The organism is Streptomyces maremycinicus, assembly GCF_001184025.1.
In the GTDB taxonomy this organism is placed as follows: Bacteria; Actinomycetota; Actinomycetes; order Streptomycetales; family Streptomycetaceae; genus Streptomyces; species Streptomyces maremycinicus.
On the sequence record NZ_BBYG01000015.1, the window covers coordinates 81142 to 101500 of the forward strand.

The 20359-nt window shown below is 73.8% G+C and carries 16 protein-coding genes; 8 read left to right on the forward strand and 8 right to left on the reverse strand.

Annotation, left to right across the window (positions count from 1 at the left end; all coding sequences use genetic code 11):
- Nucleotides 1–16: 16 nt before the first annotated feature.
- Complete coding sequence (locus tag AOQ37_RS21135; protein WP_062646162.1) at nucleotides 17–1402, forward strand: MFS transporter; 1386 nt, start codon at nucleotides 17–19, stop codon at nucleotides 1400–1402.
- 60 nt (nucleotides 1403–1462) lie between these two features.
- On the opposite strand, the gene AOQ37_RS21140 is transcribed toward AOQ37_RS21135, so the two are convergent.
- From AOQ37_RS21140 to lnt, 4 genes are all read right to left on the reverse strand, one after another.
- Nucleotides 1463–3391, reverse strand: coding sequence for a helix-turn-helix domain-containing protein (locus AOQ37_RS21140; protein WP_062646163.1), 1929 nt, complete (start codon nucleotides 3389–3391; stop codon nucleotides 1463–1465).
- Between the two features lie 132 nt (nucleotides 3392–3523).
- The gene (locus AOQ37_RS21145; RefSeq protein ID WP_062646164.1) at nucleotides 3524–4327 is read right to left on the reverse strand and encodes a 3-hydroxybutyrate dehydrogenase; all 804 of its coding nucleotides are present in this window, start codon (nucleotides 4325–4327) and stop codon (nucleotides 3524–3526) included.
- Between the two features lie 54 nt (nucleotides 4328–4381).
- Nucleotides 4382–4861: an NUDIX hydrolase gene (locus tag AOQ37_RS21150; protein ID WP_062646165.1), complete on the reverse strand. Its 480-nt coding sequence runs from the start codon at nucleotides 4859–4861 to the stop codon at nucleotides 4382–4384.
- Nucleotides 4862–4887: 26 nt separating this feature from the next.
- Nucleotides 4888–6498 carry an apolipoprotein N-acyltransferase gene (gene lnt / locus AOQ37_RS21155; protein ID WP_062646166.1) on the reverse strand — a complete coding sequence of 537 codons (1611 nt, stop codon included), beginning with the start codon at nucleotides 6496–6498 and terminating at the stop codon, nucleotides 4888–4890.
- A 219-nt stretch (nucleotides 6499–6717) separates the two neighbouring features.
- On the opposite strand from lnt, the gene AOQ37_RS21160 reads away from it, so the two are divergent.
- The gene (locus AOQ37_RS21160) at nucleotides 6718–7812 is read left to right on the forward strand and encodes an O-antigen ligase family protein (protein ID WP_107085259.1); all 1095 of its coding nucleotides are present in this window, start codon (nucleotides 6718–6720) and stop codon (nucleotides 7810–7812) included.
- Between the two features lie 24 nt (nucleotides 7813–7836).
- Here AOQ37_RS21160 and AOQ37_RS21165 read toward each other — a convergent pair whose 3' ends face one another.
- Nucleotides 7837–8424 (reverse strand): hypothetical protein, encoded by a 588-nt coding sequence (locus tag AOQ37_RS21165; protein WP_062646168.1) that lies wholly within the window; start codon nucleotides 8422–8424, stop codon nucleotides 7837–7839.
- Nucleotides 8425–8530: 106 nt separating this feature from the next.
- The gene (locus AOQ37_RS21170) at nucleotides 8531–9316 is read right to left on the reverse strand and encodes a glutamate racemase (RefSeq protein ID WP_062646169.1); all 786 of its coding nucleotides are present in this window, start codon (nucleotides 9314–9316) and stop codon (nucleotides 8531–8533) included.
- Nucleotides 9317–9355: 39 nt separating this feature from the next.
- Between AOQ37_RS21170 and AOQ37_RS21175 the strand changes: the two genes are divergently transcribed.
- Entirely contained in the window at nucleotides 9356–10549 is a 1194-nt protein-coding gene (locus tag AOQ37_RS21175) for a glycosyltransferase (RefSeq protein WP_062646555.1), read from the forward strand.
- Nucleotides 10550–10601: 52 nt separating this feature from the next.
- Here the strand turns inward: AOQ37_RS21175 and AOQ37_RS21180 are convergent, their stop codons facing one another.
- Complete coding sequence (locus AOQ37_RS21180) at nucleotides 10602–11927, reverse strand: TerD family protein (RefSeq protein ID WP_062646170.1); 1326 nt, start codon at nucleotides 11925–11927, stop codon at nucleotides 10602–10604.
- Between the two features lie 298 nt (nucleotides 11928–12225).
- Between AOQ37_RS21180 and AOQ37_RS21185 the strand changes: the two genes are divergently transcribed.
- From AOQ37_RS21185 to AOQ37_RS21200, 4 genes are all read left to right on the forward strand, one after another.
- Complete coding sequence (locus AOQ37_RS21185; protein ID WP_062646171.1) at nucleotides 12226–12648, forward strand: DUF6643 family protein; 423 nt, start codon at nucleotides 12226–12228, stop codon at nucleotides 12646–12648.
- 39 nt (nucleotides 12649–12687) lie between these two features.
- Nucleotides 12688–13512 (forward strand): MOSC domain-containing protein, encoded by an 825-nt coding sequence (locus AOQ37_RS21190; protein WP_062646172.1) that lies wholly within the window; start codon nucleotides 12688–12690, stop codon nucleotides 13510–13512.
- 182 nt (nucleotides 13513–13694) lie between these two features.
- On the forward strand, nucleotides 13695–14300 hold the full coding sequence (locus AOQ37_RS21195) for an Rv1733c family protein (protein ID WP_062646556.1): 606 nt from the start codon (nucleotides 13695–13697) through the stop codon (nucleotides 14298–14300).
- Between the two features lie 107 nt (nucleotides 14301–14407).
- Entirely contained in the window at nucleotides 14408–16855 is a 2448-nt protein-coding gene (locus AOQ37_RS21200; protein WP_062646173.1) for a right-handed parallel beta-helix repeat-containing protein, read from the forward strand.
- 5 nt (nucleotides 16856–16860) lie between these two features.
- Here the strand turns inward: AOQ37_RS21200 and AOQ37_RS21205 are convergent, their stop codons facing one another.
- Nucleotides 16861–19224 (reverse strand): alpha/beta hydrolase family protein, encoded by a 2364-nt coding sequence (locus tag AOQ37_RS21205; protein WP_062646174.1) that lies wholly within the window; start codon nucleotides 19222–19224, stop codon nucleotides 16861–16863.
- Between the two features lie 281 nt (nucleotides 19225–19505).
- On the opposite strand from AOQ37_RS21205, the gene AOQ37_RS21210 reads away from it, so the two are divergent.
- A complete protein-coding gene (locus AOQ37_RS21210; RefSeq protein WP_062646175.1) occupies nucleotides 19506–20336 on the forward strand; it encodes a DeoR/GlpR family DNA-binding transcription regulator in 831 nt (276 codons plus the stop codon).
- Nucleotides 20337–20359 lie beyond the last annotated feature (23 nt).

The window sequence follows — 20359 nt, forward strand, 5'->3', positions numbered from 1 at the left end:
CGAGGAAGTGGCGCTCATGGCCTCCGCAACCACCGCTCCCCCACCCCCCGCCAGCCTCAAGCGCATCGTCGCCGCGTCCCTCATCGGCACCACCATCGAGTGGTACGACTTCTTCCTCTACGGCTCGGCCGCCGCTCTGGTCTTCAACAAGCTGTTCTTCCCGGGCTCCGACCCGCTCGTCGGCACGCTCCTTTCGTTCCTGACCTACGCCGTCGGTTTCGCCGCGCGGCCGCTCGGCGCGCTGGTCTTCGGCCACTACGGGGACCGGCTCGGGCGCAAGAAGCTGCTGGTGCTGAGTCTGCTGCTGATGGGCGGGGCGACCTTCGCGATCGGGCTGCTGCCGACCCACGCGACCGTCGGCAGCGCCGCCCCCGTGCTGCTGACCGTGCTGCGGCTGGTCCAGGGTTTCGCGCTCGGCGGTGAGTGGGGCGGAGCGGTCCTGCTGGTGTCCGAGCACGGGGACGCGCGACGGCGCGGTTTCTGGGCCTCGTGGCCGCAGACGGGCGCGCCCGCCGGGCAGTTGCTCGCGACCGGTGTGCTGTCCCTGCTGACGGCCGTGCTCTCGGACGCCGCCTTCACCTCGTGGGGCTGGCGGATCCCCTTCCTGCTCTCCGGCGTGCTGGTGATCGTCGGTCTGTGGATACGTCTGTCCGTCGACGAATCCCCCGTGTTCCAGCAGGCGTTGGCACAGGCCGAGGCCCGCAAGGCGGTGCGGTCGGACAAGACGGAGCAGCTGCCGCTGGTGTCGGTGCTGCGGTACCACTGGCGGGACGTGCTGGTCGCGATGGGCGCGCGCATGGCGGAGAACATCTCCTACTACGTCATCACCGCGTTCATCCTCGTGTACGCGACCACCTCGGCCGATGTCTCGAAGCAGACCGCGCTCAACGCCGTGCTCATCGCCTCCGCCGTGCACTTCGCGGTGATACCGGCCTGGGGTGCGCTGTCCGACCGGGTGGGGCGGCGGCCGGTGTACCTGCTGGGGGCGGTCGGGATCGGGCTCTGGATGTTCCCGTTCTTCGCGCTCGTCGACACCGCCGCCTTCGGCGGCCTCGTGCTCGCCGTGACGGTGGGTCTGGTCCTGCACGGCGCGATGTACGCGCCCCAGGCCGCCTTCTTCTCCGAGATGTTCGCGACCCGGATGCGCTACTCCGGCGCTTCCATCGGCGCCCAGTTCGCCTCGGTCGCGGCGGGCGCGCCCGCGCCGCTGATCGCGACCGCGCTGCTGGCCGACTACGACAGCTCCACCCCGATCGCCCTCTATGTGATCGCCGCGGCCCTGGTGACGGTCGTCGCGGTGGGGGTCGCCAAGGAGACCCGGCACCGCGACCTCGCCGCCGGCGACGCCGCTGCGGACGCGGAGGTCCCGCAGACTCCGGTGACGGACGCGCGAGCCGTCTGACCCGGTCCCGGTGCCCGCCGCGCAGCCGCCTCCGTACGCCGTCCGCGCGTACGGAGGCGGTCAGCGCGCTACCGGAGCCGCCAGCCGGTGCAGTCTCAGGGCGAGTTGGATCTCCAGGGCGCGGGCCGGTTGCTGCCAGTCGTCGCCCAGGAGGCGGCCGACGCGTTCGAGTCGCTGCGCCACCGTGTTGACGTGGACGTGAAGCCGGTCCCTGGTGCGGGCCGGGCTCATGCCCGAGGCGAAGTACGCGTCGAGGGTGCGCAGCAGGTCGGTGCCACGTCGTGCGTCGTAGGCGACGACCCGGCCGATCGTGCGGTCCACGAAACCCGCCACGTCCCGCTCGCCGGCGAGGAGCAGCCCCAGGAAGCCGAAATCCTCGGCGGCCGCGCCGTCGCCGCAGCGGCCCAGCAACCGGAGGGCGTCGAGGCAGCGGCGGCCCTCCGCGTACGCCGCGACGACCGTGTCCGGGTCGGCGGCGAGGCCCCGTACCGGGGCGGACGCGCCGACGGTGACCGCCTCGTGGACGGCGGTGCCGAGGTGCAGCGCGGTACGGCGGGCCAGCTCCGTCGCGGTGTCGCCCTGTTCGAGCGGCAGCAGCAGGACGGTGCCGCCGTCGCGCGCGGCGGCCAGGCCGTGCCGGGTGGCGGCGAGATGGGAGGCGGCGGACCACAGGCGGCGGCGCGCGGCCGCCTCCTGGTCGGCGTCGGGCGCGACGGCCTCGAGCCGGGCGGCGAGCACGACATGGGTCGCGTCGAGGTCGGCGTGCAGCCGGGCGGCGCGCTCGCGCAGCAGGCGCGGGTCGCGGTCGCGGGCTTCGAGCAGGTCGTCGAGGAGTTCACCGCGCACGCGCTGTTCGGCCTCGGCGGCGGAGCGCCGGGCCAGGAGCAGCAGGGAGGTGACCATCGCGGCCCGCTCCAGGGTGCGCTGGTCGACCGGGTCGAGTCCGGGGTGACCGCGCAGCACGAGGGCGCCGAGCAGTTCCCCGCCGGCCGCGACCGCCGCGATCCAGTCGTGGTTGTGGCGTACGGCGTGACCCTCCGCGCGGGAGGCCTCCACGGCGGCGGCCGGCGCGCTCTCCAGGAACTCCACGGTGCCGTCCAGCACTTGGGAGACGGCGGCTGCCACGTCGTGGACACCACCGCCGCGCAGCACGAGTTCGGCCAGCCGGTCGTGGACGTCGGAGGCGCGCTCGATGACCGCGCTGCGGTCCCGGATGATCTCGTTGGCGCGTTCCAGGCCGGCCAGGGCCGAGCGTGTCTCGGTGAGCAGGTTGGCGGTGTCGATGGCGGCCGCGGCGAGCGCGGCGAAGGATCCGAGCAGGGCGATCTGCTCCCGCTCGAAGACCCGGGCGCGCCGGTCGGCGGCGAACAGCACCCCGATGACGTGGGGTCCCAGCATCAGGGGGACGCCGAGGATCGCCACCAGTCCCTCGTCGCGTACGCCCGCGTCGATGGTCGTCGTGTGCCGGAAGCGGTCGTCGCGGAAGTAGTCGTCGGTGACGTAGGGCCGGGCCGTCTGGGCGACCAGGCCGCCGAGGCCCTCCCCCATCCCGAGGCGCAGTTGCTGGAAGCGGGCGGCGACCGAGCCCTCGGTGACCCGCATGTACGTGTCGCCCCTGGCCGGGTCGTGCAGGCTGAGATAGGCGATGTCCGTGCCGAGCAGCGAGCGGGCCCGTTGCACGATCGCCTGGAGCACGGCGTCCACGTCGCGCGGGCCCGCGAGGTCGTGGGCCGTCTCGAAGAGGGCGGACAGCTCGGCCTCCCGTCGGCGTCGGCCCTCCAGTTCCGAGCGGACCCGCAGCGCGAGGAGCTTGGCGTGTTCGAGTGCCGCGATCCGCTCGCCGGAACCTCCCTCGGCGCGCGCGAGCAGCACCGGCCGGTCGTAGGCCTCGGCGGCCGCGCCCCGGGCGAGCAGTTCGAGGAACGGCGCGTCGGCGTCGTGGGCGGGGCCGGGGGCGGCCGTGGAGCCCTTCAGGTGATCGCGGGACATGCTCACAGGATTCCTCATCGCCGGGCCGCCCCGTCAGCCCTGTGGACAACTCCGCCGGCGCGGGACGGCGGGATGCTCGTGGTGCGCTCGACGCGCTCGATCCGCTCGGTGCACTGGGTGCGCTCAGTGCGCTCAGTGCGCGGTCCAGCCGCCGTCGAGGACCAGCGAGGTGCCCGTCACGAAGGACGCCCGCGGGCCGCACAGGTACGCGACGGCCTCGGCGACCTCCTCCGGTTCGATGAGGCGCTTGACGGCGCTGTCCCGCAGCAGCACCTCGGCCAGTACGCGTTCCTCGGGAATGCCGTGCGTGCGTGCCTGGTCGGCGATCTGCCGCTGGACGAGCGGGGTGCGCACATAGGCGGGGTTGACACAGTTGGAGGTCACTCCGTGGGCAGCGCCTTCGAGGGCGGCGGTCTTGGAGAGGCCCTCGAGCCCGTGTTTGGCGGCGACGTACGCCGACTTGAAGGCGGAGGCGCGCAGTCCGTGCACGGAGGACACGTTGACGATACGGCCCCAGCCCTGCCCGTACATATGGGGCAGCGCGCCGCGGATGAGCCGGAACGGTGCCTCCAGCATCACGGTGAGCACCGTGTGGAAGACGTCCGGCGGGAACTCCTCCAGGGGGGCCACCCGCTGGAGTCCGGCGTTGTTGACCAGGACGTCGGTCCCGGCGGCGGCGAGTTCGGCGGCGTCCAGGTCGGTGAGGTCCAGGGCGTACGGCTCGACCGAGCCGGGCAGACCGGCCGCGCTCCCGGCGAGCGACTCCAGTCCCGCCGTGTCCCGGTCGACGGCGCGGACCTTGGCCCCGGCGGCCGCGAGCCGCAGCGCACAGGCCCGTCCGATGCCACCGGCCGCGCCGGTGACGAGGGCGGTGCGACCGCCGAGGTCGAGCGTGGGGGCGGGGGGACCGGGTGCGGTGACCTGGGGCGACGTCATACGGCGAGCCTAGGCAGCGCCGGAGGCTCACCCCATATGGTCAGCGCCCATACTTCAGGCCGAAGGCGTGGTCTCGAACCACGTGGGTTCGTCGGCGAGCGCCTGCTTGATGCGGAACAGCTGCCGGTCCTGCATCTGCGGCAGCGCGTCCAGCGCGAACCAGCCCACGTCGATGGACTCGTCATCGTTGACCCGCGCCTCGCCACCCACGGCCCGGCAGCGGAAGGTGACGTCCATGAACTGGCATTCGTCGCCGTTCGGGAACTGCATGCGCCTGCCGGAGCGGACCAGGACGACGCGCTCGGGGACGCAGTGCACGCCCGCCTCCTCGTACACCTCGCGCACCGCGCAGTCGGCGGGCTGCTCGCCCGGGTCCGGGATGCCCGAGATCACGCACCACTCACCGTTGTCCGCGCGCCGGCCGAGCAGCACCCTTCCCTCGTCGTCGAGGACGACGGCGCTGACGCCGGGGAGCCAGAGCAGTTGGTGGCCGGCGGAGGCCCGGATCTCGGTGATGAAGTCAGGAGTCGGCATACGCCGACCCTATCCGGGCCGCCCGGTCAGCCGGTCGGGCTCCGCCGGGCCCGCAGCCCGGCGCCGATCGCCCATCCCAGGCCGCCCGCGGCGACGAGCACCAGGGCGATCTCGGGCAGGACGCCGAGCTTCGTCGCCGGTGTCTCGGAGGAGCGCAGGGGCACCTTCTGCACCAGGGAGTCCGCGACGAACATGCCGGTCTTCTGGGTGATCTTCCCGTCCGGCATGATGATCGCGCTGACGCCGCTGGTCACGGGCACCGTCACGGTCCGGCTGTGCTCGACGGCGCGGACCCGCGACATGGCGAGCTGCTGGTAGGTCATCTCGCTGCGGTCGAAGGTGGCGTTGTTGCTGGGCACGGAGATCAGCTGGGCACCATGGGTGACCGTGTCGCGCACGGCCCAGTCGAAGGCCGCCTCGTAGCAGGTGGCGAGGCCGACCTCGGTGCCGTCCATGTCGAAGACGCCGGGCTTGGTGCCCCGGCTGAAGTCCTGGCCGACCATGGACGTCCAGTTCTCGTTGAGGGCGCCGATGAACGAGCGCAGCGGGAGGTACTCGCCGAACGGCTGGACCTGCCGCTTGTCGTACGTCTGGGTGGGTCCTTCGACCGGGTCCCACAGGATCTGCTCGTTGTAGAGCTTGCCGTCCCGCTCGACCACGCCGCCGACCGAGATCGGCGCGTCGATCGCCTTGGCCGCCTTGTCGATGACGGCGGCCGCGTCGGCGTAGGCGAAGGGGTCGATGTCGGAGGAGTTCTCGGGCCACAGGACGAAGTCGGGTTTGGCGACCTTGCCCGCCTCGACCTCGTCGGCCAGGCGCTCCGTCTCGCGCGCGTGGTAGTCGAGCACCGCCCGGCGCTGGGCGTTGAACTCCAGACCGAGGCGGGGGACGTTGCCCTGGATGACGGCGACCGTCGCGGTGCCGTCCTCCGCCTTGTCGCTGACCAGGGAGCGGGCGGCCACCGCGCCGACGACCGGGACGGCCACGCTGAGCAGGGCCACGGCGGCCGCCGACCGCCGCACCTCGCCCGAGCGCCGCCGCTCCAGGACGAGACGTACGACGTCGTACAGGCCGAAGCCGCACAGGACGACGGCGAAGCCGAGCACGGGGGTGCCGCCGACCGCGGCGAGGGGCAGGAAGACACCGTCCGCCTGGCCGAAGGCGATCTTGCCCCAGGGGAAGCCGCGGAAGGGCACGCGCGCGCGTGCCGCCTCGCCGGCGATCCAGAGCGCCGCCGCCCACAGCGGCCAGGCCGGCAGCTTCGACACGGCGGCGACACCCACGCCGACCAGCGCGACGAAGACCGCCTCGATCACCACCAGGGCGAGCCAGGGGCCCGGGCCGACCTCGACGCCGGTCCACACCAGGAGCGGCAGCAGGAAACCCAGTCCGAAGAGATAGCCGAGCCCGAGAGCCGCCTTCCAGCTGCGCCCGCGCAGCACCCAGCCGAGGACGGCGAAGGCGGGCAGCGCCAGCCACCACAGGGTGCGCGGCGGGAAACTGACGTAGAGCAGCACTCCGGAGAGTGCCGCTGCGGCGGCCGGGACGAGGCGCAGGAGCCGCGCGCCGCGCGGGGCCCGCGCGGCCTGGGGCTCCTGCTGGTCCGGCTGGCCCACGGGAGGTGCGGTGACGGTCACTCCGGGAGTGTACGGCGAGTGACCTTTTGGCCGACAGCGCAGTCCGTGGGGCGGGCTCCGCCGGCCTCTCGTCCCGGCACGACTCATCCACAAACCGCCCATCAGCCGTTACGGTGTGCCAGTGCCCCGGTCGCTCGGGCGACGGGGGTCCGTCACGGTGTCAGGGCCGTCACGGCCGGGGGGCGGCCGGGTTCGGGGGGACGGGTGGGTTCCACGGGGATGACGTCCGCGACCGGCGCGGACGCGGACGGGGAAAGACGAAACGTTTCTGACGCGGCGGGCGTGGCCGTGCTCGGGGCCTGCGCCGTCTGGTCACTGGTCACCGCCGCCGTGCACGGCGGACGCCCGGAGGGGGTCCTGCTCGCGGTGCTGGCGGTGGCCGCCGGCTATGCGGCGGGTCGGATCCTGGGAGTGCTGCTGCCGGTCGCCGCGCCCGCGGCCGGCGCGCTGGCGGGGCTGACCCTGTCGGTGGTCCGGCCCCGGCTGGCTCCGGGCCCCGAAACCGTGGCGCCACTGGGCCACGCCGGTGCCACCGCCGCGGTGCTGACGCTGTCGGCCGGCGCCGCGTGCTGCGCCGCCCGGGCGACGCCCGTACCGGCGCTGCGGCTCGGTCTGTGGCTGCTCGCCGGCGGCATCGCGGTCGCCGGTGCCCTCCTGGGTTCGACCACGGCCGTGGTGACCTGTGGTGCGGTGCTGGTGTGCTCCCTGGCCGCCGGCCGCCTGCGCCACCGCGGGCCGGCGCTCGCGGCCCTCGGCGTGACCGCCGCCGTGGTGACCGGCCTGACCTGGGCGGTCGCCGGGGGCGCGCTGTCCGGCGGCCTCGTCGGCCCGCTAACGGACCGGCTCACCGCGCACCGGGTCCGGCTGTGGCGCGACGCCCTCGGCATGGCCCGCCGGGAGGCCGCTCTCGGCGTGGGACCCGGGCGCTTCGGAGAGCTGAGCGGTACGGCGGCGCAGTCGACGCTTCAGTCCACGATGTCCGACGGCAAGCCGCACTCGGCGCCGCTCCAACTGGCCGCCGAGCAGGGTGTCGTCGGTGTGCTGCTGCTCGCCGCGGCCTTCTGCTGGGTGCTGTTCGCCCTGTGGCGCGCACCGCGCCCCACCCCGGTCGTCCTGACCGCGGGTGCCGCCCTCACGGCTCTGGCCGCCGTCGCCGCGATCGGCAACGCGCTGAGCTTCACCACGGTGTCGGTCGGCGCGGGACTGCTGGCCGGACTGGCCACGGCACGCCCGCTGGCCGAGGAACCCGCGGCCTGCGAGGTCCGGCCGGAGTCCGGGCGGGACCTGCGCCACGACGACCGCCCGGCCGCCTGACCTCGGCCTTGCCGCGTACGGACGTCAGGGCGCGGCGCCCGGGGTGGTCGTCCGCAGCCGGTTCCTGATGACGCGCACCGCCGACTCCGCGTCGTCCACGGTGATCGTGAAGGTGTGGCCGTCCCAGAGCCGCAGCACCACGCCCTCGCCGCGGCGGACCACGACGGCCGTGCCCTTCTCCGGACGCCAGCGGTAGCCCCAGCCGCCCCAGTGGCGCGGGGTGACGAGCGGTTCGAAGTCGGCCCCGGCGACATGGGCCAGCGGGATGCGCCGACGCGGCAGCCCGATGTGGCCGCAGCGCACCTCCAGCACGTCCTTGTCGAGCTTGAGGTCGACGTGGACGAAGGCGAGGGTGCCGAAGAGAACGAGCAGCCCGGCGGCGATACAGCCGACGACGGACATGGCGAGCGGGGCGATGCCGGACGTCCACGCGGACTGGACGGCGAGCTCGATGCCGAGCGCCATGCAGGCGGCTCCGACGAGCGCCAGCACCCACTGGAACCGGTTGGTGGCGCGCCCGCTCCAGACGTCGGGATGCGGGGCGCCGGCATCGGCGTCGGCATGCGGGACGTCGGGAAGCGGGATGCTCTCGTCGTGGGGGTGGTCCCTCATATTCATGAGGTTACTCAGGTTTCGCCGCGCCGGTAGGCCGTAGCGCAGGGTGACTGCTCCGGCCGGGCGGCGGACCGTCCCCGGGAGGGCGGCCGGTGTCCGTCGGTCACCGGACGGCGTTGACGGCCTCCAGCAGCCGGCCTTCCGGGTAGGCCAGGGCGGGCGTCGGGAGACCGCCCGGACGGCCGCTCAGGAGAACGGTCACGGTGCCGAGCGCCGCCGCCTCGGGTGCGGGGCGCGCGCCGATGCGGCGCAGTGCCTGCGCGGCCACGGCGCCGGCCGAGCCGTGGAGGACGAGCGGCGGCCCCTCGGGGCGCTGCACGGCGGCACGGATGCGGTCGGCGACCAGTTCGTAGTGGGTGCAGCCCAGGACGACGGTCGTCACTTCCTCGGGGGTGAGGGCGGCGGCCGCGGTGATCGCGGCGTCGATCGCCGCCTCGTCCGCGTGTTCGACCGCCTCCGCCAGTCCCCAGCAGGGCACCTCGGCGACCGTGACGTCACCGGCGAATTCCTGGATGAGGTTGCGCTGGTAGGGGCTGCCGGTGGTGGCGGGGGTGGCCCAGATCGCGACGGGGCCGCCGCCGGCCGCGGCCGGTTTGATCGCCGGGACGGTGCCGATCACCGGGATGCCGGGTTCGAGCAGGGACCGCAGCGCGGGCAGGGCGTGCACGGTCGCCGTGTTGCAGCCGACGATGAGTGCCTCGGGCCGGTGTGCGGCGGCGGCCGTGGCGACGGCCACGGCGCGCTCGGTGAGATCCTGCGGGGTGCGCGGTCCCCAGGGCATGCCGTCGGGGTCGAGGGAGAGCACGAGATCGGCGTCGGGCCGCAGGCGCCGTACCGCGACGGTGGCCGCCAGCAGGCCGATTCCGGAGTCCATGAGCGCGATCTTCACCCGGCCACCATAGACGATGTGCTGCTGCGGCCCGGGGGCGTGGGGCAGACTGCGCGCGTGAGCGCCATCGTGTGGATCGCCGCCGTGTCCCTGGCCGCCTGGCTGTGGCTGCTGCTGTGTCAGGGCTTCTTCTGGCGCACCGACGTCAGGCTGCCGGAGCGGGTCGAGCCACGGGACTGGCCGTCCGTGTGCGTCGTCGTCCCCGCGCGCGACGAGGCGGCGGTCCTGGCCGCGAGCCTGCCCTCCCTGCTCGCGCAGGACTACCCGGGGCGGGCGGAGATCTTCCTCGTGGACGACGGCAGCTCCGACGGCACGGGGGAACTGGCGCGCGCGCTCGCCGCGCGGTGGGGCGGGCTCCCGCTGACCGTGGACTCACCGGGCGAGCCTCCCGCGGGCTGGACCGGGAAACTGTGGGCGGTGCGTCACGGCATGGCGCTGGCACGCGCGCGTGAGCCCGAGTACCTGCTGCTCACGGACGCCGACATCGCGCACGGGCCCGGCAGTCTGCGGGAGCTGGTGGCGGCGGCGCGCACCGGAGGGTTCGACGTCGTCTCCCAGATGGCACGGCTGCGGGTGGAGAGCCTGTGGGAGCGGCTGGTGGTACCCGCCTTCGTCTACTTCTTCGCGCAGCTCTACCCCTTCCGGCGGATCGGCCGGAAGGGGTCGCGGACGGCGGCCGCGGCGGGCGGCTGCGTCCTGCTGCGCGCCGACGCGGCCGAGCGGGCGCGGATCCCGGACGCCATCCGGCACGCCGTCATCGACGACGTGGCACTCGCGCGGGCCGTGCAGGGGGCGGGCGGCCGCATCTGGCTGGGGCTGGCCGACCGGGTGGACAGCGTGCGCCCGTACCCGAGGCTGCGCGATCTGTGGCGGATGGTCTCGCGCAGCGCCTACGCGCAGCTGCGGCACAGTCCGCTGCTGCTGACCGGCACGGTGCTCGGCCTGGCGCTGGTGTACCTGGTGCCTCCGCTCGCCCTGCTCGGCGGGCCGGTCGCGGGCAGCCCGGCGACCGCGCTGTCGGGCGGTCTGGCGTGGCTGGTGATGGCGGGGACGTACGTCCCGATGCTGCGTTACTACCGGCAGCCGCTGTGGCTCGCTCCGCTGCTGCCGTTCACCGCGTTCCTCTACCTGCTGATGACGGTCGACTCCGCGGTGCAGCACTACCGGGGACGCGGCGCGGCCTGGAAGGGCCGCACCTACGCCCGTCCGGAGACCGTCGCGGACGAGGGCTGAGCCGTCGGCCGGAACGCGGGCCCGTGGACCGGGCCCCCGGCCGCCGTGGTCGCTATTTGCGGCCGGGCGTCCAGTTCATGCCCCACCCGTAGGTGTAGTCGACGGTCCGCTGCGGGCTGACCCCGCGCTCGGGCACCAGGTAGCGCGCCTCGCGCTGGACGACGAGGTCGCCGCCGTTGTTGGTGATCAGCGCGAGCGCGCACACGGTCGAGGGGACCGTGCACTCGTCCAGGGAGAAGTCGATCGCGGCGCCGAACTGAGGCTGGAGCGTGACCGTGGCGTGCAGGTCGGCGAAGGAGCGCGCGCCCTCGTAGATGGTCACGAAGACGAGGATGCGCCGGAAGTCGTTCTTGTGGTCGAGGTTCACGGTGAGGTTCTCGCCGCTGGCCACGGCGCCGGTACGGTCGTCGCCGTCGAGGTGGATGAACGGCGGCTGGTGCAGGGCGCCGAAGGCGTTGCCGAGGGCCTGGACCACGCCCTTGCGGCCGTCGGCGAGCTCGAACAGGGCGCACAGGTCGAGGTCGAGGTCGTTGTGCAGGGCGACGGCGCGCCCGCGCTTGCTGCCCCACCCGGAGAACTGCTTGCGCACCTCCCAGTTCAGGTTGACGCGCAGGGCGCCCGACGTGCCGCCCTGCTTGCTCAGGGACACCGACGGGGCGGCCTTGGTCAGGGTGACCTTGGTCAGCCGGACGGGAGCGACGGGCGGTGCGGGCGGCGGGGGCGGCGGGGCCTGGTGGACGGGCGGGGGCACCGTGGCCGGAAAGGCCGGCATGGTCGGATGCTGGGACGGCGCCGCCGGCGCGGCCGGCCAGGTCGCCGGGGCGGGGGCCGGGGCGGGGGCCGGGGCGGACGCCCGCTGCGGCTCGTCCACGGCGATGCCGAAGTCGGTGGCGAGGCCTTCGAGGCCGCTGCCGTAGCCCTGGCCGACGGCCCGGAACTTCCAGGCGCCCTGGCGGCGGTAGAACTCGCCCAGCACGAAGGCCGTCTCCACCGTCGCGCCGGTGCTGTCGAACCGCGCCACGACGGTGCCCTGTGCCGCGTCCCGTACCTCGATGTAGAGGTCCGGGACCCGGCCGAACGAGCCGCCGTCCGACGACGCCGCCAGGACGATGGTCTCGATCGCGGGCTCCACGCGCGCGAGGTCGACGAGAAGGCTGTCGGTCACCCGGCCCCCGGCGTCGCGCTTGCCCTCGTGGCGGACGGCTCCGGAGGAGTGGGCCGGCTGGTTGTAGAAGACGAAGTCGGCGTCGGAGCGGACCTTCCCGCCCACCAGCAGCAGTGCCGACGCGTCCGCGTCCGGCACGCCCGTTCCCGAGCGCCAGCCCAGTTCGACCCGCAGTGCCGTGGTCGGCACCGGAGCATTGGACCCCTTCGACATTGACATGTACGCCCCCATCGCGTGTCAGTGCACCGGGCCGCGCGCCTCGGCACCCTCGGATTGTCTTTCCGGCCAACCTATTCCGCGGGGCGGTGAACTCCCATCGGGAGCGCAGGATCGGCCCTGACCAACCGCTGGTAACCCGCTGGGAACTCGGCCTTTACACGATCGGAGGGCCGCTCGCCGTCCTTTTTTCCCAAGTTCGCTCGCATTGGAGCTCCAGGGTCACCGCGGACACGGAAATCAACCCTCTTATCGGTCTCCCCAACCAGCACATCGTGGGCTTAACTTATGTGCCATGACCTCCCCCCGCTCCACCTATGGCGGCGGCTACTACGCCTCCTTCCCGGACACTCCGATCTACGACTCGCTCGTGGCCGAGCGGGGGACCCCGCAGATCGCCCCGATCCGGGTCCCCGCCGCCTACGACATGGGCAGCAGCAACCTGCCCGCGTTGCCGTCGGCGCTGCCCGCCCTCCCGGCGGGCCCCTCGCAGTCCTACGGCTACCCGCAGGCGCAGCAGCCCGCGCCGCTCCAGCAGGCCCCGGCGGCGTACATCCCGCCGCAGGCCGTCGCGCCGCGCGGCTACCCCGGACCCCAGCAGCAGCAGCCGCGCCCGGCGGGCCCCGGTACGGGCTACGACGCCATGCGCCCGGCCGCTCCCCGGCCCGCCGCGCCGCAGTACCAGGACCCGTACAACCAGCAGTACCGGGGTTACTGAGCCCACGGGGTTGTCCGTGCCACCTGGCAGGATGACCCCATGGGGCATGCGCAGCTGTTGTCGATCCACGTCCATCCGGTCAAGGCGTTGCGGGGTCAGTCACCCCGGGAGGCCGTCGTGGAGCCCTGGGGGCTGGCCGGCGACCGACGCTGGGCGTTGATCGACGACGGGGGAAAGGTCGTCACGCAACGTCAGCAGCCGCGCCTCGCGCTGGCCGCCGCCGAGCTCGTGCCCGGCGGCGGCATACGTCTGTCCGCGCCCGGTCTGGAGCCGCTGACCGTGCCGGTGCCCGAGCCGGTGGGCACGGTGTCGATGGAGATCTTCCGTGACAAGGTGGAGGGGGTCCTCGCCGACGACACCGCGCACGCCTGGTGCAGCGCCCACCTCGGCGCCGCCGTGCGGCTGGTGCACATGGACGACCCCGCGACCCGCCGGCCCGTCGACCCGGGGTTCGCGCGGCCCGGCGAGACCGTGACCTTCGCCGACGGATATCCGCTGCTGGTCACGACGACCGCTTCCCTCGACGCCCTCAACTCGCTGATCGCCGGGGGCGAGCACGCCGGGGAGGGGCCGCTGCCGATGAACCGTTTCCGGCCGAACCTGGTCCTGTCGGGCACCGAACCGTGGGAGGAGGACGGCTGGTCGCGCCTCGCGGTCGGCGAGGTCGAGTTCCGGGTCGCCAAGCCGTGCGGCCGGTGCGTGGTGACCACCACCGACCAGGGCACCGCGGCCCGCGGCAAGGAGCCCCTCTTCAGCCTGGGCCGGCACCGACGGCTCGGCGGCAAGCTGATCTTCGGACAGAACCTGGTACCGCTCGGTCACGGCACGGTCGGAGTCGGTGATCCGGTGCGCGTCATCGCATAGTTCCGGCCCGGTTCGGACCGCAGGCGATCGGTGGGAACCCCCGCCCGGCTCCGGGGCGTTGGGAGGGAGTGAGAAGTTCATGAGAGGTCCCGGGCTCTGGTGATTTCGCTCTCTCTTTCCCCGGGCTCGCGCGTGAACGGCTCCGACGGGGGTTATCACGGAGCGGGAAGGGGGTGCGGGCGGTGCGCGCGATCGGCGGAATCTGGCGCTGGCGAAACAACCCACTGCGCCGTACGACGGATCTGGTCGAGGCGTGGGTCGCCTTGTCGGCTCTGCTGGTGATCCTCCTCGTCGCGCCCGTGGTGGGTTCCCTCGTCGGCGCCATGACGCAGGAGGTGCTCCAGCGGTCGGTCCACGACCAGCGGTTGTCCCGCCATCAGGTCACGGCGACCGTGGTGCGCACGGCGGACGGTTCGCCGCTGGAGGTGGACCCGGAGACGGCCACCGGCCGGGAGAGCCGCACGCGGGTCGTCGCTGACTGGACGGCGCCGGACGGCACCCGGCAGCACGGCACGGTCCTCGCGGGCCTCAAGAACCCGCGCGACGGCGACCGCTTCGCGATATGGACGGACACTCACGGCGCCCTGGTGGCCCGCCCGCTGGACCCGGCGACGGCGACGACCCACGCCGTGCTGGCCGGCTTCGGCGCGGCCCTGCTCACCGCGGCCGCCGTCGAGGGCGCGCGGCGGCTGATCGTCTGGCGCATGGTCCGCCGCCGGTACGCCCGTTGGGACCAGGCCTGGGACCGGGCGGGCCCGGACTGGGGGCGCACCGGCACCGGCAGCTGACGGCCTTCCGTCTCTGGTCAACCCACCACCCGCGCGCACGCTACGGTGGTCCGGCCGAAGCATTCGGCATCAACCCGCGTACCACGAGGTGGGGGCACATCAACGCCATGGCACAGGGCACGGTCCAGGTGACGCACACCGGCACATCGAGGTGGCGGCGCCGCACGGGTGAGTACGCGTCGCTCGCCGCGGCCCTGGAGGCCGCGGCCGAGGGCGATGTCCTCACCATCGCTCCCGGCACGTACCGGGAGAACCTGGTCGTGGAGCGGTCGGTGACGCTGCGCGGCCCCGAGGGCTCCCCCGGTTCCGTGCGCCTCGCGCCCGTGGACGGCGTGCCGTTGACCGTGCGTGCCTCGGCGGTGGTCCAGGACCTGCATGTGGAGGGCCAGGACGCGGCCGCGCCCGCGGTGCTCGTCGAGGACGGCACACCCGAGCTGCTGGACCTGCGGATCGTCACCCGGTCCGCGGCGGGCATCGAGGTACGGGGCGCCGCCCGGCCGACGGTGCGGCGGTGCACCGTCGACAACCCGGCGGGCATCGGCATCGCCGTGGTCGACGGCGGCGGTGGTGTGTTCGAGGAGTGCGAGGTCGTCGCGGCGGGCCAGGCCGGAGTGGCCGTGCGCGGCGGCGGCCACCCCCGGCTGGAGCGCTGCCGGGTGCACCACACCTCCGGCGCGGGTCTGAGCGCGACCGGCGACAGCTCCTCCCTGGAGGCGGTGGGCTGCGAGATCTACGAGGTCCGGGGCAGCGGCGTCCAGATCACCGCCCGGGCCACCGCGCACCTCACCGACTGCGATGTGCACCGTACGACCTCCGACGGCGTCACGCTCGACACGGACGCCGTGCTCACCCTGGCCGACTGCCGTATCCACGACATCCCGGAGAACGCGGTCGACCTGCGCTCCCGTTCCGTCCTGACGCTGACCCGCACGACGGTGCGTCAGTTCGGTCGCAACGGGCTGTCGGTGTGGGACCCGGGCACCCGGGTGGACGCCAACCAGTGCGAGATCTTCGACAGCACCGGCGACTACCCGGCCGTCTGGGTCAGTGACGGCGCCACCGCGGTCCTCGACTCGTGCCGGGTGCACGACGTGCCCGACGCCCTGTTCGTCCTCGACCGGGGATCCCGCGCGGACGTCGTGGACAGCGACCTGTCCCAGGTGCGCAACACGGCCGTGTCGGTGAGCGACGGGGCGACCGCCCAGCTCGACGACTGCCGGATCCGGGACGCGGCGACCGGCGCGTGGTTCCGCGACCACGGCAGCGGCGGCACCCTCAGCAACTGCACCGTGGACAGCACCCAGACCGGCGTGATCGTGACCAAGGGCGCCGACCCCACCGTCGAGCGCTGCACCGTCGACTCCCCCGCCGAGGCCGGGTTCTATGTGTCGGCCGGCGGTCGCGGCACGTTCCTGAACTGCCGGGTGACCAACAGCGGCGGCTACGGCTTCCACGTGATAGACGGCAGCCGTACGACACTGCGCAAGTGCCGTACGGAGCGCTGCGCGCGCGGCGGTTACGAGTTCGCCGACGCCGGGGCGGACGCCGGCTCGGGCTCCGGCCCCGTGGTCGAGGACTGCACCAGCGACGAGAGCGCGGGCGTGCGGACCCCCGGAGCCGTCGCGGCGCCGGAGCCGGCGGTGCAGACGACGGCCCAGTCGCCGGGTCTGCTGGGCCTGGTCCCCGAGCAGCGGGTCACCGCGCCGGAGCCGCAGCGGGCCGCCGGTGAGCCGCAGACATCGGTGCGGACCTCGCAGGACGTGCTCGGCGAGCTGGACACGCTGGTGGGCCTGGAGAGCGTCAAGCGCGAGGTGCGGGCCCTCATCGACATGATCGAGGTGGGCCGGCGCCGTCAGCAGGCGGGGCTCAAGGCGGCCTCCGTCAAGCGCCATCTGGTCTTCACCGGCTCCCCCGGCACCGGCAAGACGACGGTCGCCCGTCTCTACGGCGAGATCCTCGCCGCCCTGGACGTGCTGGACAAGGGTCATCTCGTCGAGGTGTCCCGCGTCGACCTCGTCGGCGAGCACATCGGCTCGACGGCGATCCGCACCCAGGAGGCCTTCCAACGGGCGCACGGCGGTGTGCTGTTCATCGATGAGGCGTACGCGCTGTCGCCGGAGGACGCCGGCCGTGACTTCGGCAAGGAGGCCATCGACACCCTGGTGAAGCTGATGGAGGACCACCGGGACTCCGTGGTGGTGATCGTGGCGGGCTACACGGCGGAGATGGAGCGCTTCCTCTCGGTCAACCCCGGAGTCGCCTCCCGCTTCTCACGGACCATCACCTTCGGTGACTACGGCCCGGACGAATTGCTGCGGATCGTGGAGCAGCAGGCCGAGGAGCACGAGTACCGGCTCGCCCCGGGCACCGCGGACGCCCTGCTGAAGTACTTCCGGGAGCTCCCCAAGGGCCCCGCCTTCGGCAACGGGCGTACCGCCCGCCAGACGTTCGAGGCGATGGTGGAGCGGCACGCGAGCCGGGTCGCCCAGGTGACCGAGCCGAGCACGGACGACCTGACCCTGCTGTTCGCCGAGGACCTCCCCGAGCTGCCCTGATCCGTTCAGGTGCGCTGCACGGGCAGTTCGGGCTCCTCCGGTCGCAGCCGTCCCAGCAGCATCTCGCGCTCCTGGGCGAACGCCGGGTCGGCCTGGTAGTCGGAGTGGCCCAGGACGGGCGCGGGCAGCGGGTGTTCCTCGGTGCGGCCGTACGCGAGCGGGTCCGCGAGGGGCTCGCGGTCCACCTGGGGGCCGCAGTCGTCGCCGGTCAGCCGGACCGGGCCGCCGATGGGGTCGGTGAGCCGGTACAGGTTGCGCCAGCAGGCGATGTCCTCGTGCAGGGCGGCGAGCGCGGCCGGGCCGAAGTGGGCCGGGAACCAGCGGCCGTAGAGGCGCTCGATCGGGGAGCCGTAGGTGAGCAGGGCGACGCGTCTGCGGTCGGCGGGTTTCAGCTGCCAGGCCGCGGCGGCCGCCAGCACGCTGCCCTGGGAGTGACCGGAGATGACCAGTCGTCCGCCGGTGGCGCGGGTCCAGCCGGCCATCCGCCAGGTCAGGTCGGGGACCGCGCGCTCGGCGTAGCAGGGCGGGGCGAAGGGGTGCGCGGCGCGCGGCCAGAAGGTGCCGACGTCCCAGAGGATGCCGATCGTGCGCCGCGCGGAGGCGTCCTTGTACGCGCGCCGGCCCCAGGTGACGAAGACGACGAAGCCGAGGCCGATGAGCCAGGAGCCCAGCGCCTGTGCGGTCTGGGCGGCGCCGTGGACGAAGGGCTGGGCCCCCTCCCCGGCGCGGGCGGGGGTCTTTCCGGTGCCGAAGGCGCCGACGAGCGCCCCGGCGCCCAGGAGCAGGGTCGCGGTGGAGACGACGGCAACGAGCAGCGGACCGCGGTCGGTGAGCGTGGCCATCGCGCGGGCGCGGGCGATGCGACGGGTACGGCCGGGGTCGCCGGGCCCGATCCCGTACTCCTGTACCACCGCGTCCTGCTCGGCCCGGGTGAGCAGCCAGGTCCGGCGGCCGAGCAGCGCGCACAGCAGCAGCAGGACGACGAGCAGTACGGGGATCACGGACGCCTGCCAGGTCAGGAGCACGGGCGGGCCGTCGAGGAAGGTCCCGGTGCCGTCCAGCCAGTCCGACACCCGCTGCGACACGCCGCCGGACATGACCCCGCCGAGGGCACAGGCCAGCATCGCCACGGCGGGCCCGCCGAGCCCGCGCAGCGCGCAGCGCTCCTGCTGGGCGCGTTGGACGCGCTCGACGGCGGTGCCGCCGCGCGCTCGCGCCCGCGCCGGCGCGCGGCGCCGCTCGCGCGGGCAGTCGTGCAGGACGCGGGCGACGGCCGCGAGGGCGATCACCAGGGCGCCCTGGGCGAGGGCGAGGCCGCCGAAGGTCGCGTCGCCGGGGAGCCGGCCCTCGGAGTGCCAGCCGGGGCGCTCCCATCCGGCGTACACCAGGGTGAGGGCGAGCAGGACGAGGGCGGCCGTCGGCAGCCGGTGGACGAGGTGCGCGTCGACACGGCGGTCGAGGCGGTGCTCGCTGCGGCCCCGGCGGCACACCACCCACACCGTGGCCAGCGCGCCCGCCACGAGGGACGCCTCCAGCAGCCGGCCGAGAGCGTCGAGGAGGGCGGGGCCACCGGGCCTGCGGTCCTCGCGGACGGCCGCCGTGCCGACCGCCGCGGCCACCGTCAGCAGTCCCGCGGCGGTGTGCGCCGCGCGAAGCCGGGCCACCAGCCGCCGCCCGTACCAGAAACCGGGCCGGCCGAGCGCCGTGTGACCGGGGCCGTTCTCGGGTTCGGGCGCGCGGTCGAGGGGCTCCTGGGACTCGTACGCCCGCCAGGTGCGGTGGGAGAGGTACCACAGAAGGCCGACGAGGGCGGTCGGGACCAGGGCGGCGAGGGCGAGCCGGCGGCCCGGCAGGCTCCACCAGCCGTCGTCGGAGACCGCCGGTGAGAGGAAGCCCAGCCAGGAGTGACGCTCGGCGCAGGCGGTCGTGCCCGCACACTGCCAGGCGGTGAGGTCGAGGGCGACCTCGCAGGCCGCGGCGACCAGCAGCACCGTCAGGCTCAGCGCGGCGAGCCGCACGAGCAGCCCGTACAGCCGCACCGCGCGGACGTCCTCCCGTGCGGCGGGACGCATCCAGTGGGCGAGGTTGACGACCATGAACGGCAGCAGCAGGAGCCACAGGGCACGGGTGCCGTTGCCGGAGGTGAGGTTGGACCACACATAGGCCTCGGGCACCGGCGCGTCGCGGCGGCGGTCGTCGGCGGGGCCGGTGTCCGCGGTGACGTCGTCGGCACGCCGGAACACGGCCGCCGTGTCGTCGCCGGTGATCCGCACCGTACGCGGATCGTTCAGCATCTTCTCGGGCGTGGCGCCACCCACGCCGTGGACCAGGAGTTCCAGGGCCGCTCTGTCCGCAGAGGCACGTTCCACTGTTCGCACTTCCCCCGTGACACGCCTTCGACATGTGTCCGTGCGGACATAAGGATCGCCCCTTCGAGGGCTTGATACACCTCCCGTCACGGAACCTCCCCGGAGCGTGTGAGGAACACCCACGCCCCACATGAGTGGCATGCACGCGTCGGGGTGGTGGACCGGCTGTGAGCAAGCCGTGCGAGGATGGGACGCCCCCGCACCGGCATCGGCGAGAATGGCCTCGTCGCAGCAGGTGGGCGGGCCTGTCGGACGGGTCGAGGGAAAGGACCGGAGCGTACGTGAGTGAGAATCAGAACCTCCTCGCGGAGCAGCGCCGCGCCCTGATCCTGGACGAGGTACGCCGCCGGGGCGGCGTACGGGTCAACGAGCTGACCCGCAAGCTCGGCGTGTCGGACATGACGGTGCGCCGCGACCTCGACGCGCTGGCACGGCAGGGTGTCCTGGAGAAGGTGCACGGCGGCGCCGTGCCGGTCGTGGAGGCGAGCACCCACGAGCCGGGCTTCGAGGCGAAGTCGGGCCTGGAACTCACCGCCAAGGAGGACATCGCGAAGGCGGCGGCGGAACTCGTCGCCGCGGGCAGCGCGATCGCACTGTCGGGCGGTACGACGACGTACGCGCTGGCGCACCATCTGGTGGACGTGCCGGACCTGACCGTGGTGACGAACTCGGTGCGGGTGGCCGATGTCTTCCACGTGGCGCAGCGCGCCTCGGGCCCCCGGCAGGGTGCGGCCACGGTCGTGCTGACCGGCGGGGTGCGCACGCCGTCCGACTCGCTGGTGGGTCCGGTCGCCGACCAGGCCATCGCGGCACTCCACTTCGACGTGCTGTTCCTCGGCGTGCACGGGATATCGGCCGAGGCCGGGCTGTCGACGCCGAACCTCGCGGAGGCCGAGACCAACCGGCGTCTGGTGCAGTCCGCGCGCCGGGTCGTGGTGGTCGCGGACCACACCAAGTGGGGCGTGGTGGGCCTGAGTTCGTTCGCGGCGCTGGACCAGGTCGACACGCTGGTGACGGACGAGGGACTGCCGGAGGCGGCCCGGGCGGAGGTCTCCGAGCATCTGCGGCGACTGGTGGTCGCGGGCGAGCCCGGCGAGGGTACAGACATCTGAGGGACCCGCGGCTAGGGTGGCGC

What these genes read in the sequence shown, in the direction of transcription:
- AOQ37_RS21135 (WP_062646162.1), top strand. Translation starts at nt 17, where the DNA reads ATGGCCTCCGCAACCACCGCTCCCCCACCCCCCGCCAGCCTCAAGCGC.
- AOQ37_RS21140 (WP_062646163.1), bottom strand. Translation starts at nt 3,391, where the DNA reads ATGTCCCGCGATCACCTGAAGGGCTCCACGGCCGCCCCCGGCCCCGCC.
- AOQ37_RS21145 (WP_062646164.1), bottom strand. Translation starts at nt 4,327, where the DNA reads ATGACGTCGCCCCAGGTCACCGCACCCGGTCCCCCCGCCCCCACGCTC.
- AOQ37_RS21150 (WP_062646165.1), bottom strand. Translation starts at nt 4,861, where the DNA reads ATGCCGACTCCTGACTTCATCACCGAGATCCGGGCCTCCGCCGGCCAC.
- AOQ37_RS21160 (WP_107085259.1), top strand. Translation starts at nt 6,718, where the DNA reads ATGACGTCCGCGACCGGCGCGGACGCGGACGGGGAAAGACGAAACGTT.
- AOQ37_RS21165 (WP_062646168.1), bottom strand. Translation starts at nt 8,424, where the DNA reads ATGAGGGACCACCCCCACGACGAGAGCATCCCGCTTCCCGACGTCCCG.
- AOQ37_RS21180 (WP_062646170.1), bottom strand. Translation starts at nt 11,927, where the DNA reads ATGTCGAAGGGGTCCAATGCTCCGGTGCCGACCACGGCACTGCGGGTC.
- AOQ37_RS21185 (WP_062646171.1), top strand. Translation starts at nt 12,226, where the DNA reads ATGACCTCCCCCCGCTCCACCTATGGCGGCGGCTACTACGCCTCCTTC.
- AOQ37_RS21190 (WP_062646172.1), top strand. Translation starts at nt 12,688, where the DNA reads ATGGGGCATGCGCAGCTGTTGTCGATCCACGTCCATCCGGTCAAGGCG.
- AOQ37_RS21200 (WP_062646173.1), top strand. Translation starts at nt 14,408, where the DNA reads ATGGCACAGGGCACGGTCCAGGTGACGCACACCGGCACATCGAGGTGG.